The sequence below is a fragment of the Mycobacterium gordonae genome (assembly GCF_001417955.2).
GTDB classification, from domain to species: domain Bacteria; phylum Actinomycetota; class Actinomycetes; order Mycobacteriales; family Mycobacteriaceae; genus Mycobacterium; species Mycobacterium gordonae_B.
Genome location: NZ_LKTM01000112.1, coordinates 139,415 through 152,384, shown reverse-complemented (window position 1 = coordinate 152,384; position 12,970 = coordinate 139,415). Strand labels below are relative to the sequence as shown.

Annotated in this window: 12 protein-coding genes and 1 tRNA gene; 11 read left to right on the top strand and 2 right to left on the bottom strand. The window is 65.8% G+C overall.

Annotated elements, in window-relative coordinates:
- Positions 1–80: 80 nt before the first annotated feature.
- Positions 81–686 carry a TetR/AcrR family transcriptional regulator gene (locus AO501_RS11500; protein ID WP_055577925.1) on the bottom strand — a complete coding sequence of 202 codons (606 nt, stop codon included), beginning with the start codon at positions 684–686 and terminating at the stop codon, positions 81–83.
- Between the two features lie 313 nt (positions 687–999).
- Between AO501_RS11500 and AO501_RS11495 the strand changes: the two genes are divergently transcribed.
- From AO501_RS11495 to AO501_RS11450, 10 genes are read left to right on the top strand one after another with little or no spacing between them, the layout of a single operon-like run.
- On the top strand, positions 1,000–1,857 hold the full coding sequence (locus AO501_RS11495; protein WP_055577829.1) for an MlaE family ABC transporter permease: 858 nt from the start codon (positions 1,000–1,002) through the stop codon (positions 1,855–1,857).
- Position 1,858: 1 nt separating this feature from the next.
- A complete protein-coding gene (locus AO501_RS11490; RefSeq protein WP_055577828.1) occupies positions 1,859–2,722 on the top strand; it encodes an MlaE family ABC transporter permease in 864 nt (287 codons plus the stop codon).
- A 2-nt stretch (positions 2,723–2,724) separates the two neighbouring features.
- Positions 2,725–4,278 carry an MlaD family protein gene (locus AO501_RS11485; RefSeq protein ID WP_055577827.1) on the top strand — a complete coding sequence of 518 codons (1,554 nt, stop codon included), beginning with the start codon at positions 2,725–2,727 and terminating at the stop codon, positions 4,276–4,278.
- Positions 4,275–5,339, top strand: coding sequence for an MCE family protein (locus AO501_RS11480; RefSeq protein WP_055577826.1), 1,065 nt, complete (start codon positions 4,275–4,277; stop codon positions 5,337–5,339). The genes AO501_RS11485 and AO501_RS11480 overlap by 4 nt, the downstream gene beginning before the upstream one ends.
- Positions 5,332–6,372 carry an MlaD family protein gene (locus AO501_RS11475; protein ID WP_055577825.1) on the top strand — a complete coding sequence of 347 codons (1,041 nt, stop codon included), beginning with the start codon at positions 5,332–5,334 and terminating at the stop codon, positions 6,370–6,372. Before AO501_RS11480 ends, AO501_RS11475 begins: the two co-directional genes overlap by 8 nt.
- The gene (locus AO501_RS11470) at positions 6,369–7,475 is read left to right on the top strand and encodes an MCE family protein (protein ID WP_055577824.1); all 1,107 of its coding nucleotides are present in this window, start codon (positions 6,369–6,371) and stop codon (positions 7,473–7,475) included. The genes AO501_RS11475 and AO501_RS11470 overlap by 4 nt, the downstream gene beginning before the upstream one ends.
- Complete coding sequence (locus tag AO501_RS11465; protein WP_055577823.1) at positions 7,472–8,674, top strand: MlaD family protein; 1,203 nt, start codon at positions 7,472–7,474, stop codon at positions 8,672–8,674. The genes AO501_RS11470 and AO501_RS11465 overlap by 4 nt, the downstream gene beginning before the upstream one ends.
- Positions 8,671–9,921, top strand: a complete 1,251-nt coding sequence (locus AO501_RS11460; protein ID WP_055577822.1) for an MlaD family protein — start codon at positions 8,671–8,673, stop codon at positions 9,919–9,921. The genes AO501_RS11465 and AO501_RS11460 overlap by 4 nt, the downstream gene beginning before the upstream one ends.
- A gap of 19 nt (positions 9,922–9,940) precedes the next feature.
- Positions 9,941–10,591: a hypothetical protein gene (locus tag AO501_RS11455; RefSeq protein ID WP_055577821.1), complete on the top strand. Its 651-nt coding sequence runs from the start codon at positions 9,941–9,943 to the stop codon at positions 10,589–10,591.
- 17 nt (positions 10,592–10,608) lie between these two features.
- Positions 10,609–11,376, top strand: coding sequence for a mannan-binding family protein (locus tag AO501_RS11450; protein WP_055577820.1), 768 nt, complete (start codon positions 10,609–10,611; stop codon positions 11,374–11,376).
- Between the two features lie 101 nt (positions 11,377–11,477).
- Here the strand turns inward: AO501_RS11450 and AO501_RS11445 are convergent, their stop codons facing one another.
- Positions 11,478–12,686 (bottom strand): L,D-transpeptidase, encoded by a 1,209-nt coding sequence (locus AO501_RS11445; RefSeq protein WP_055577819.1) that lies wholly within the window; start codon positions 12,684–12,686, stop codon positions 11,478–11,480.
- A gap of 208 nt (positions 12,687–12,894) precedes the next feature.
- On the opposite strand from AO501_RS11445, the gene AO501_RS11440 reads away from it, so the two are divergent.
- A tRNA-Lys gene (locus tag AO501_RS11440) sits at positions 12,895–12,970 on the top strand.

The window sequence follows — 12,970 nt, the reverse complement described above, 5'->3', positions numbered from 1 at the left end:
GCCGGGGTTTGTGCGTTTCAGTGGCGTTGACTCAGCGTCCAGGGCGGGATTTCGGCCGATTTTCCGCCTTGAGGGCAGAGTCAACGTCCGAACCCGGCCAGGGTGATCCGCAGCGCCTCGTCCATCACCACATGGAACGGCTCTGATGGGACGGTGGCCTCGGTCAAAAAGCGGTTGATCACGAATTTGACGGTGGCCAGGCTCGTATAGACCAGCAGCGAGGGGCGCATGTCGGTCGCCGGGTCGACGCCCATCCGCGACGCAACGAGTTCCACGAACTTGCGTTGATCGGATTCGCGCACCAGCGTCGACTTGCTCAACAGGTGGGGGGCGGTCACGATCGCGCGTTGCCAGGTGTCGAGATGGCTGGACTCGCCGGCATCCCTGGCATGGGTGACGAACAACTGGATCAGCACCTCGACCGCTGATTCGTCCGCCGGCCTGGTGCTGAACGAGTCGAGCATCTCGCTGATGGCCTCGCGGACGGGATCCACCAGCAGACCTTCCTTGGTCGGCGCGTGCCGGAAGTAGGTGCTGATCGAGATTCCGGCGGCCGCCGCGATGTCCTCCGTGGTCACGGCATCGAATCCGCGCTCCGCGAAAAGCTCGTGCGCGGTGTGCTGGATCTGCGAGAGCAGCTCGGCCCGGCGTCGGTCGCGCAGCGATTCGATGTTTGCTGAGGACATGCCATCACCTTCGTGCGCCTGACATTCCACCACGACCGTGCAGTCCCGGAACCTGGAAGTGCAGCTCGTAGATGAGTGACTCTACACTATTGATAGTGCCTATCAAGTAGGCTAGCGTGATACCGCAAACCGGATTGAGCTGCAGAGTTGTGGGATCACGGGCACCTGCAGGGCAGGGATTACTCGATGGCACCCAACCCCTTCCGCTCGGCGCTCAGGGAGCAACGGGTGGGGAGTGCGTCTATGACGACGGTTCCAGGTACGCGATGACTCGCGCTCTGGGTTTGCTGCGATACCTTCCGGTCGCGCCACGATGACCACCGAATCCGAACCCGCAGTGCGCGATGACGGCGTCGCCGCCATTCAGGAATGGGGTGTCGGCTACGTCGACCGTCACCCGCTGGCATCGCTGCGGACCGTCGGCCAACAGTTCGTGCTCGGCATCCGCACCACCCAGTACTTCTTCATCGACCTGTTCACCGGCCGATTCCAGTGGCAGGAGTTCGTCCGCCAGGGCGCCTTCATGGCCGGCACCGCCGTGTTGCCGACGATCCTGGTATCGCTGCCGATCAGCGTCACCCTGTCGATCCAGTTCGCGTTGCTGGCCGGACAGGTGGGCGCCACCTCGCTTGCCGGGGCGGCCAGTGGGCTGGCGGTGATCCGGCAGGGCGCCTCACTGGTGGCCGCGGTACTGATGGCGGCGGCGGTGGGCTCGGCCATCACCGCCGACCTGGGTTCCCGGACGATGCGCGAAGAGACCGACGCGATGGAAGTGATGGGGGTGTCGGTGATCCGCCGCCTGGTGGTGCCGCGTTTCGCCGCCGCGATCATGATCGGTGTCGCGCTGACGGGCGTGGTGTGCTTCGTCGGGTTCTTCGCCAGCTACCTGTTCAACGTGTACTTCCAGAACGGCGCCCCGGGCAGCTTCGTCTCCACCTTCGCCTCGTTCGCCACCACCGGCGACATGATTCTGGCGCTACTCAAAGCGATCATCTTCGGGGCCATCGTCGCCATCGTCTCGGCACAGAAGGGGCTGTCCACCAAGGGCGGGCCGACCGGTGTGGCCAACTCGGTGAATGCCGCTGTGGTGGAGTCCATTCTGCTGCTGATGATCGTCAACGTCGCGATCAGCCAGCTCTACATCATGCTGTCACCCCGGACGGGGCTGTGAGTTGACGGCGTCGCCCTACCTACCACTGGCGCCCGTCACCGGGCGCCTGATCCGGTTGTACCGCAGGGGAACCAAGCCGATCAGCCGGCTGGGCCACATGCTGGTGTTCTTCGTGCGGGCGCTGGTTGCCGTTCCACTCACGCTGCGGCAGTACAACGGCGAGTTCCTGCGCCTGCTGTCCAACATCACCTGGGGCAACGGCTCGATTGTGGTGGGTGGTGGCACCGCCGGGGTGGCCGTGGTTCTCGGCATGACGGTCGGAGCGCTGGTCGGTATCGAGGGATACAACTTTCTCGACCTGCTCGGGCTGGGACCGGCGACCGGCTTCGTGTCGTCGTTGGTGAACACCCGAGAGCTGGCCCCGCTCATGGCGGCCATGGCCTTCGCGATTCAGGGCGGTTGCCGATTCACCGCCCAGCTCGGGTCGATGCGTATCGCCGAGGAGATCGACGCGATGGAGTCGATTGCGATTCGGCCGATTCCGTACCTGGTTACCACTCGGCTGATCGCGTCGGTGATGGCGATGATCCCGCTCTACGCCGCATGCCTGGCCATCGGCTATCTGAGTACCCAGGTGGTGGTGCAGATCAGCAGCGGCGGTTCCACCGGGTCATACCTGCACTACTTCTCGATGATGCTGGCCGGCAAAGACATTCTCTATTCGTTGGTCAAAGCCGTCATCTTCGTCTGGATCGCATCGACGATCCAGTGCTACTACGGCTTCTACGCCAGCGGCGGACCCGAGGGTGTGGGTGTGGCCGCCGGGCACGGCATGCGGGCCAGCATCACCGTGATGATCATGGTCAACATGCTGCTCACCATGGCGCTGTGGGGAGTCGACGCCGGCGCAAGGTTCGGTGGCTGAGTTTGACTGCATCGAAAGGCAATTCCTTCGACACCGACGGGCGCGGCCCCTCGGATCGTCAGCTACTGGGGTGCGGAGTGGCCGTTGCACTGGTGGCGACACTGCTGACCGTGGGCCTGCTGTACAAGTCGACGGGCCGGCTCAACGACTATGTGCGGGTGGTCGCCGACCTGATCAACGTGGGCGACGGCCTGCCGCAGAAGTCCGACGTGAAATACCATGGCGTGCTGGTCGGCATGGTCAACAGCGTGGTGCCGGCGGCGCACGGCCAACCGAACTTCGTGCACATCGACCTCAAACCCGAATACGCCCAGTCGATTCCGGCTGCGGTGACCGCCCGCGTCGTGCCCAGCAATGTGTTCGCGGTGTCGTCGGTGCAATTAGTGGGGAACGGCCCGGGCGTGACCATCCGCCCCGGAGCCCACATCCAGGAGGACAAGAACCTGCCGACCGTGCTGTTCCAGACCACCGTCAGCAAGTTGCGCGACCTGCTCGCCGCGGCCGGCCGGGGCCGCGAGGACAGATCGGTCGGCATCCTGGCGGCGCTGGCGGCAGCCACCGACCACCGCCGGGCATCCCTGCTCAACAGCGGCACCCAGCTGAATCGGCTTATCGACCAACTCAATTCGATCGTGAGCACCGACGCGGGCCCATCGACCGTGTCGGCGTTGCTGGACGCGACGCGGGGGCTGCAGTCCACCGCGCCCGACCTGATCGACGCGCTCCACGAAGCGGTCGAACCGATGCGGACCTTCGCCGAAACGCGCGGACAGCTGACGTCGCTGCTCTCCGGCGCCCAGAACACCATCGGCACCACCTATCAATCGTTCGACAATCACCTGGATCAACTCATCCGAATCTCCTCCGAGATGACGCCGGTGCTGGGCGTGCTGGCCATGCGGTCGAACAACTTCGTCCCCGCCGTCACCAAACTGGACAACCTGGCCCGCAAGTTCATGGAGGAAGTCTGGATACCCGAACTCGGCGTGGGGAACATGCGAACCAGGATCTCGTTCACCCAGACGTTCGCCTACAGCCGTGCCGACTGCCCGCACTACGGCGAGCTGAAAGGCCCCAGCTGCTACACCGCACCGCTGGTCCCCAACAAGCCCGATCTGCCCGATGTGCTGCTGCCGCAGAACTACCAGCCACCCAAGGATCTGGCCCCTCCGCCGGGCACGGTCGTCGGTCCCGACGGGAACCTGGTGGCCGTCGGCCCACCACTGGTCAATCCGCCACCCAACCTCACCGACCCCAATCCGCCACTGCCGCCGTTCATCTCGCCGTCGCCACCGATACGGACCGGCGCCAACCCGGACGACCCGGACCCGTCTCCCCCGGCGCACGGCCCGCTACCGCCACCGCCGCTGCTGGGTCCCCCCGCCGCGGGGTCGTTGCCTTCGTCCTATGGAGGCACCGTCGGCCCGGTCGGCAGTGACTACGAGCGCACGATGCTGGGCGTGATCACCGGGCGCCCGGCCACTGCCGCCACCGAGATCCTGCTCGGCCCCGTGGCGCGCGGCACCACTGTGTCGGTGACCGGGGGTGCCAAGTGAAGTTCCGGGGACCCTTGATCGGCCTGACACTGTTCATGGTCATCGCGCTCACCCTGACGTGGCTGGTGTACGTGAGCCTGCGACGTGACGTCGCCGGGACCACGGCGTCCTACTCGGCGATCTTCACCGACGTGTACGGCCTTCGCGAGGGTGACGACGTCCGAATGGCCGGGGTGCGCGTCGGCCGGGTCGAAAAGGTGGAACTCGACGGCAAACTCGCGAGAGTCTCGTTCGTGGTGCAGACCGACCAGCAACTGTTCGGCAACACCGTCGCCTCGGTGACCTACCAGAACATCGTCGGGCAGCGCTATCTCGGACTGTCTCTCGGTAAGGAGGGAAGTCAGGCCCAGCTGCCGCCGGGAGCCACCATTCCCCTGGACCGCACCGATCCGTCCTTCGACGTCACGGCGCTGCTCAACGGCTACGAACCGCTGTTCAGCCTGCTGAACCCGCGCGACGCCGACAACCTCACCAAGGGCGTCATCGAGTCGCTGCAGGGCGACACCTCATCCCTTGCCACGCTGATCAGCCAGACATCCACGCTGACCGAGACTTTCGCCGGAAAGGATCAGGCGCTCGGTGACGTGATCACCAACCTCAACAAGGTTGTCACCAACCTCGCCGCGCAGAACGCCAACCTCGACGGGGTGATCACACAGGCCCGTGACGTGGTCGCGGCCCTCGACCAGCGCCGGCCGGAGCTGGTGTCCTCCATGGGTTCCCTGTCGCGCATGGTGAGCAACCTGTCGGTCGCGGCCGAACAGGACTACCCGGCACTACGGGAATTCATCGATCGTCGGCCGGGCGTCGCCCGCCACTTGATGGATGTGGAACCCCAGGTGGCGTTCTTCGGCGACAACATCCCGCTGCTGCTGAAAGGGCTTGTGCGGGTGGGCAACCAGGGCGCCTACGGCAACGCCTACCTGTGCGACCTGAACATGTTCGGGTTCTTCCCCGGCCTCAACGACGTGGTGCCGATCATCGTCAACGCCGCAACGCCGGGGAACCAAGCGTGGCACACGCCCCGCTGCCGGAACACGAGCGGGGCACCCGGTGGCTGAGTCATTGTCGAGACGGAAGAAGCGTCCGCTGGAGAGCTACAACCCGTTGTGGCTTGGCCTTTCGGCCGTCGTCGTGGTTGCGACGGTCATCGGGGCAATGCTCGTCGTGCATGCGGTGGGCGCCGGGTACAAGCACTACACCGCCGAATTCCTGCAGGCGGCCTCGCTTCGGCCCGGGAACCCGATCACCGTGGCGGGCATTCCGGTTGGTGAGGTCACCAGCATGAGGCTCGACGGCGACCACGTCGAGGCGGGCCTGAAGATTCGCGACAACGTGGCGCTGGGCCGCGATTCCAAGGCCTCGATCAAGGTCACCACGATTCTCGGGTCGCGCTACCTCGCGCTGCAGCCAGACGGTCCGGGCTCACTGCCGCACGGCACCTTCGACTTGACCCACACCGAGGTCCCCTATGACCTGCAGGCCGCATTACAGGACGCCACAACGACTTTCGAGCAGGTCGACTCCGACCGTTTCGCCCAGTCGCTGGCAGTGCTGGGCAAGCAACTCGAGGGCCTGCCCGCCGTGGTACCCCAGGCGATGACGAACATCGACACGCTGTCCTCGATCATCGCCCAGCGCCGTGACCAGCTCGGCCAGCTCCTGCACAGCACCGAACAGGTCACCAACACCTTGCGCCGCCAGCAGTCCAGCATCGGCAATGTGGTGAACCAGGCGCAGGACCTACTGGGGCAGTTCGTGGCCCGGCGCGCCGTGTTCCACGCGATGATGCGGTCCCTGACCAGCCTGGTCGACACCATGCACCAGATCGTGGTCAACGATCGGTCGGGGGTCGACGGACTACTCAGGGACATGCGGGAATTCACCGACATGATGGCCAAGCACGACGATCTGCTGCGCGACCTGCTGCAGATCACCCCCATCTTCATGCGGGAGGCGGCAAACCTGACCGGCGACGCGAACGCGGTTAGCTTCAACGCCCCCAGTGCACTGCTCGTCGATTCCTGGATGTGCGCCATCAGTGGCCGCGCTCAGCAGTTCGGGATGATTCCGTACTACAAGGACTGCAAATGAGGGGCCGCGTCATCACCGTCGTCGCCATCCTGGCCGTGGTGGTCGCCGCGGTCGGCGGCTTCTGGTGGTACCTGGCCGGCAAGAAGGAACCGATCACGGTCACCGCTCAATTCGACAGCGCGTCAGGTCTATACGAGGGCAACGTGGTGGCGGTGCTGGGTATGCCGGTCGGCAAGGTCACCAGGATCACGCCGAAGGGCGGCTACGTCGAGGTGCAGTTCACCGTCGACCGTGACGTCAAAGTCCCGGCGAACGCGCAAGCCGTCACCGTGTCCACGTCGATCCTCACCGACCGGCAGATCGAACTGACGCCGCCCTACCGCGGTGGTCCGGCGCTGGAGAACCACGACACCATCGGACTGACCCGCACCCGGACTCCGGTCGAATTCAGCCGCGTGCTGGCCGTTCTGGACAAGGTGACCAAGTCGCTCGAGGGAGACGGACACGGCGGCGGCCCGCTGGCCGATGTGCTCAACGGCGGTAGCGAGGTCCTCAACGGCAACGGCGGGAAAATCAAAGGCGCGCTTGACGAATTGTCCAGGGCGCTGCGGCTGAGCAGCGACGGTGGCGCGCAGACCCGCGAACAGATCACCACGATCGTCAAGAACATCAGCTCCCTGTTCGAGGCCGCCGCCAACAACGACGGCAAGCTTCGGGACTTCGCCGCCACCATCCACCAGGTCAGCCAGATCCTGGCCGACGAGGACCTCGGTACCGGCAGCACCGGCCGCAAGCTCGATCAACTGGTCCAGCGCACGGGCGACCTGCTCGACGCCAACCGCGACACCATCAGACAGGCCGCTCTCAATGGCAACAAGCTGGCCACGACACTGGTCGACCGGCGGCGCGAACTCGCCGAAACACTGGATGTCGCACCGATGTTGGCCGATAACGCCTACAACATGGTCGACCGGGAGAACGGCGCGGTGCGCGCCCACTTCCTCACCGACCGGATGGTGTTCGACAGCCAGCTGACCAAGGAAATCTGTAACCTGATGGGTCTGCGCCAGCTCGGCTGCAGCACCGGGACGGTGCAGGACTTCGGACCCGACTTCGGCTTGACGTATGTGCTGGACGGTCTCGCGGCGATGGGCCAGAAATGACGAGCACCAGGACACGGACCGCCGCCGCGATCGCCGCGGCGGTGCTGCTCACCTCGGGTTGTGCCACCAACGGCCTTGCCAGCCTTCCCCTTCCGGCTCCCGGCCTGGGATCGGGCGGCTACGAACTGACCGCGGTGTTCGCCAACGCGCTGAACCTGCCGATGAACGCCAAGGTCAAGCTTGCCGGCGCGGACGTCGGGCAGGTCGAGTCGATGGTGGCCCGCAACTACACGGCGGTCACGACGCTGCGCATCCGCGACGGCGTGCTGCTGCCCAGAGGCAGCACCGCGGAATTGCGCACCGCCACCCCGCTGGGCGACGTGTTCGTCTCGGTGCGCCCGCCCGCCGAGATCGCGCCGAACGCACCGATGCTGACCAACGGCGACACCATCGGGCTGGACTCAACCGCGGCGGCCGCAACCGTCGAGTCGGTCCTGAGCTCGGCCGCGATCCTGGTGAACGGCGGCGCGGTGCGCAATTTCACCAACATCATCAACGGTTTCGGCAAGGCCACCGGCGACCAGGGCCACGCGTTCGGCGACCTGGTCCGCAAGTCCAACCGGCTGCTCGGCACGATGGACGCGCGGTCCGGGCAGATCTCCAACGCCCTGACCGAATTGTCACGCCTGAGCCAGGAACTCGACGCCAAGAACCAGACCCTCAGCGACGTGATGGCGGCCGCCGACCCGGCCACCAGCGCCTTGGCGGCCAACACCGCCGAGTTGTCCAACCTGGTGGTGCAGGTCGGTGACACCAGCCGGCTGCTGGCCAGGTTCCCCTCCCTGGGTGGCACCGACACCAGCGGCCGCAGCGTGGTCCGTGACCTGAACACCATCGCCGGAGCCGCCAACGACGTGGCGGTGAGCCCCGACACCAGCTGGCTGCCGTTGAACCGGATGATTCCGGCTCTGGTGAAATCCACTGCCGGGAATGCGATTTCGGTGCACGTTGTGGTCGACCAGCTGATCCTGGGCTCAATCCCCGACATCGGCTTCCCGGGCGACCGGGGCCTGCACGGGCCGACCCGGTTCACCTGGAACGAATTCATCGGCTCCCTCAAGTACACCCTGTGGCGGCTCCAGGAACGTGTCGTCGGGCGCGGGCCGAACTCGCCACAGGTGCCGGTGATGCCCGACCCGAATGTGCCGGGCGGACTCATCGTCGCTCCCGGACCCCAGTTGCCGGGGCCACCGCCGTGATCGACTCTGTGGCAAGCGCAATCGTCCGCGGGGTTCGGGCCGCCCATCACCGCCAGGTCTGGCTGTCGGTCGCCGGCCTGGTGCTCACCCTGGTCGTCGCCGCCACCTACCTGCTGATCGGCGCGCTGCGCGTGACGCCGTTCGCCTCGTCATACCGGGTCACCGTGCAGTTGCCGGAATCCGGTGGCCTGCTGCCCAATCAGGACGTCGCCCTGCGCGGGGTCCGGATCGGCAGCGTGGACTCGCTGCAGATCACCGACCGGGGCGTCAACGCCGTCGCCAGTATCACCTCGCAGGTGCGGATCCCGGCGAACGCCGCGGTACACGTATCGGCGCTGTCGCCGGCCGGCGAGCAGTACATCAACTTCGAAGCCGAATCCGACGCCGGCCCCTATCTGCACGACGGCAGCGTCATCGGGCTCGACCGCACCACCGTCCCGGTCAGCCTGGCACAGCTGCTGGGCGACGCCGACGGGCTGCTGGCCCAGGTCGATCCCCGCAAGCTCGAGCTGATCAAGAAGGAACTGAGCCTCAGCAAGGAGGGGCCCGGCAAGCTGGCCGCCATCGTCGACGGTGGCACCATGCTGTTGTCGACACTGGATTCGGTGCTGCCCGAGACGACCAGCATTCTGCGCACCAGCCGGGTCGTGCTGACCCTGGCGGCGGACAAGAACGCGGGGCTGGCCGCCACCACCGTCGACCTCAACCGCACCCTGTCCGGCATCGCCAGAATGCGGGACGGCTATCGGCGCCTGACCGCGCAGACGCCGCAGGCGCTCAGCGCCATCGACAGCCTGTTCGCCGACAACTCCGAGACCATGGTGGCGCTGCTGGGCAGCCTGGCCACCGCTTCGCAATTGCTCTACCTTCGGGTGCCCGCACTCAACGCCCTCTTCCCGGACTACCGCGGCTCGGTGCTCGATGCGGTGGCCAGCTCCTTCCACGACCACGGGGTGTGGGCGACGGCCGAGCTCTACCCCCGCTACGCGTGCGACTACGGCACGCCGTCGCATCCGCCGTCGGCCGCCGATTACTACGAGCCGTTCATGTACACCTATTGCCGCGACGACGACCCGGGAGTCGGGATCCGGGGCGCCAAGAACGCGCCGCGACCGGGTGGCGACGACACCGCGGGCCCTCCGCCCGGGGCGGACCTGGGACGCAGGACCGATCCGACACCGCGGGGCCGCTTCACGATTCCCACGCCCTACGGCGGTCCGCCGTTGCCGATCGAACCGCCACATTGAGCCCATCCAGCACGAGGAGATGACAGTGACCGCCGCTACCGAGACCGACACCGACGCCGAGGACTCCGAGGTTGCCGATGAAGCAACCGAGGAGGACGCCGCCGTCCAGGAAGACGAAGAAGACGCGGCTGACGAGGAAGACGACGGGCCACTGCTGAGCCGCAAGGAGAAGCCCAAGCGGTTCAACCGACCCTGGCGCCACTACCTTCGTCGCAGCATCATGCCGGTGTTATTGGCTGCCTCCCTGGGGGTTTCGGGTTATCTGGGCTGGCTGCAATGGCAGGCTCACCAGGTGCATGTGGCCGGCCAGGAAGCACAGCAGGCGGCGGTCAAGTATGCCGGGGTGCTGACGAGCATCGACTCCAACAACGTCGACGAGAACTTCCGTCAGGTGCTGGACGGCGCCACCGGCGAGTTCAAGGACATGTACACGCAGTCGAGTGTGCAACTGCGCCAGCTGCTGATCGACAACAAGGCCACCGCGCACGGGGTGGTGGTGGATTCGGCGATCGCCTCGGAATCCGCGAACAAGGTTGTGGTGCTGGTGTTCATCGACCAGACCGTCGCAAACATGGCCGTGCCGGATCCGCGCATCGACCGTAGCCGGATCAAGATGACCATGGAGAAGGTCGACGGTCGCTGGCGCGCCAGCAAAGTCCAGCTGCTGTAAGCGATTCGGAGCCAACGGTGATCGGAAGAATTCTCTCGGCGTCGTTACTGACCGCCGCGACAACCCTGTTGGGCGCGGCGCCCGCGCACGCGTCGGCCGAGTCCTTCTGCGGCGAACTCGGCGGCGGCTGGGACGGGCAGTACTGCCATGCCGCGGTGACCTCCGAACGCAACGCCGTGCGCGACATCAAGGTTGCCGTGCCCGTCGACCTGGTGGACAACCCCACCACCGGACCGGTGATCCGGGACTATCTGCGGACCCTGGTCGGCAACTGGCGAAATGCCAACTCGCACATGGTCGCCGACAGTTACGGAGAGGAGAACTACCAGGTCTTCCAGCACGGTAACCTGCTCAGCGCCGTCTTCCACGAGGACTACCACGCCGACGGCCCGCGGCCGAACAACGCCTACCGCACCTTCACCTTCGACATGGCCGGCGGGCGCCGGGTGCAACTGGCGGACCTGACAAACGGCAATCCACTGACCGCCATACCGCCGCTGGCTCAGCCCTACATCGAGACCGCGCTCAATCAGGCTGCGCCACCGCATGACCCGGGAACGTACCCGTTTCTCGCCGACCGCTGGACCCCGGACAAGGTCTATTCCGGCGCGTACCGGGCGTGGGCGCTCACTCCGGACGAGCTGATCCTCTACATGCCCGACTATCCGGTGGGCCATGACGAACCGATCGACTTCACCCCGGGCGCCCAGCAGTGGTACATGGACGGGGGCACCGTCGAGGCACACATCCCGCTGTCGGCGCTGGGGTCGGCGCTGCGGGTGTAGATGCCGCTGACTGTGATGTCGCATGCGCTATCACATTTCAGACGGAGTCATGCCTTTCCCCACGGTGCCGGTGTGACGCCTGATACCGGCGACCGGGCCCGCTAGCGATCGCCGGTGTTGGCGTTACCCGCGCGCCACTGGTCCCACGGGATGTTCCAGTCACCCAGGCCGTCGGTGCCGGGCAGGATGCTGCCCACCGTGTTGACGATCTCGACGACGTCGCCGCGCTTGCTGTGGTCGTAGAACCACACCGCGTTGCTGGGGCTCACGTTCAGACAGCCATGGCTGGTGTTGGAGTGCCCCTGCGCGCCCACCGACCACGGTGCCGAGTGCACGAAGATGCCGCTGTAGGAGATCTGCGTGGCCCAGTCGACGTCGGTGCGATAACCATTGGGCGAGTTGACCGGCACGCCGTAGGTCGACGAGTCCATGATGATGTGCTTGAACCGGGCGCCGACGATGTACACCCCGTTGTTGGTCGGAGTGCTGTCCTTGCCCATCGAGGTCGGCATGGTCTTGACGACCTCGCCGTTGATCCGCACCGTGATGATCTTGGTGCTGTCGTCGACGCTCGCGATCATCTCGTCACCGATGGTGAAGTGCATCTTGACGTTGTCCTCGCCGAACATCCCCTCGCCCAGGTCCACGCCATAGGTGTTGACCGCCACGTCGACGTTGGTGCCGGGCTTCCAGTAATGCTCTGGGCGCCAACGCACTTCGCGGCGGTTCAGCCAGTAGAACGCACCCTCGACGGGCGGGTTGGCGGTGATCTTGATCGCCTTCTCGGCCGCGGCGCGGTCGGCGATGTTCTCGTCGAATCGGATCGCGACCGGTTGCCCGACGCCAACCACCTCACCGTCGCTGGGCACCACGTAAGGCATCGTCAGGTGCGCGGGCGAACTGGTCTGAAACGTCATCTGGCGCGTCACCGCGCCGCCCAGCCCGGTCGCCTTCGCGTTCAGCGTGTAGCGACGGTTGTAGCCGAGCTGCTCGGTGGTCTGCCAGTGCAGGCCGTCGGGGGTGAGCTGTCCGGCGATCGCGCGGCCGTTGTCGTTGACCAAGGCGACCGACGCCAGCACGCCGTCGGCCACGGTCACCGTCACCGGCGCGTCCACGGTGACTCCGACCGCGCCGTCGGTGACCGACGAGGTGAGCTTGGGGACCAGCAGGTCGGCAAACGGTGTGCCCTTGTTTTCGATGACTTTGGCAGCGACGGGCGCACTGGGCCCACTGCTGCAGGCAACACCGAACACAGCAACCAAGACCATGGCGGCAGCCAGCCACGATCGACGTCTGCGCAAAGGCGCCATCAAGTGACCTTCACATTCTGTTCGCAAATTACGGTCACCGCTGACCCTGGATTGTTTCCAGTATTGTAGTGCCTCACCACCACTCGGCGTGGACATGCGGACCGATTGGTGCTCCGAAGTTATGCATCCTCATCCGGCCCCTGACCCGGGGATTTCACTCTGCGACGCGATGCCTGTTATTGTCGATAGCCGGTCTCAGGCCGAGCACGCGCCGTTAGCTCAGTTGGTAGAGCAGCTGACTCTTAATCAGCGGGTCCGGGGTTCGAAACCCTGACGGCGCACCA

Bases quoted from the DNA above. Each gene is read 5' to 3' on its own strand.
- AO501_RS11500 (WP_055577925.1), bottom strand. From the start codon at position 686: ATGTCCTCAGCAAACATCGAATCGCTGCGCGACCGACGCCGGGCCGAG.
- AO501_RS11495 (WP_055577829.1), top strand. From the start codon at position 1,000: ATGACCACCGAATCCGAACCCGCAGTGCGCGATGACGGCGTCGCCGCC.
- AO501_RS11470 (WP_055577824.1), top strand. From the start codon at position 6,369: ATGAGGGGCCGCGTCATCACCGTCGTCGCCATCCTGGCCGTGGTGGTC.
- AO501_RS11465 (WP_055577823.1), top strand. From the start codon at position 7,472: ATGACGAGCACCAGGACACGGACCGCCGCCGCGATCGCCGCGGCGGTG.
- AO501_RS11455 (WP_055577821.1), top strand. From the start codon at position 9,941: ATGACAGTGACCGCCGCTACCGAGACCGACACCGACGCCGAGGACTCC.
- AO501_RS11445 (WP_055577819.1), bottom strand. From the start codon at position 12,686: ATGGCGCCTTTGCGCAGACGTCGATCGTGGCTGGCTGCCGCCATGGTC.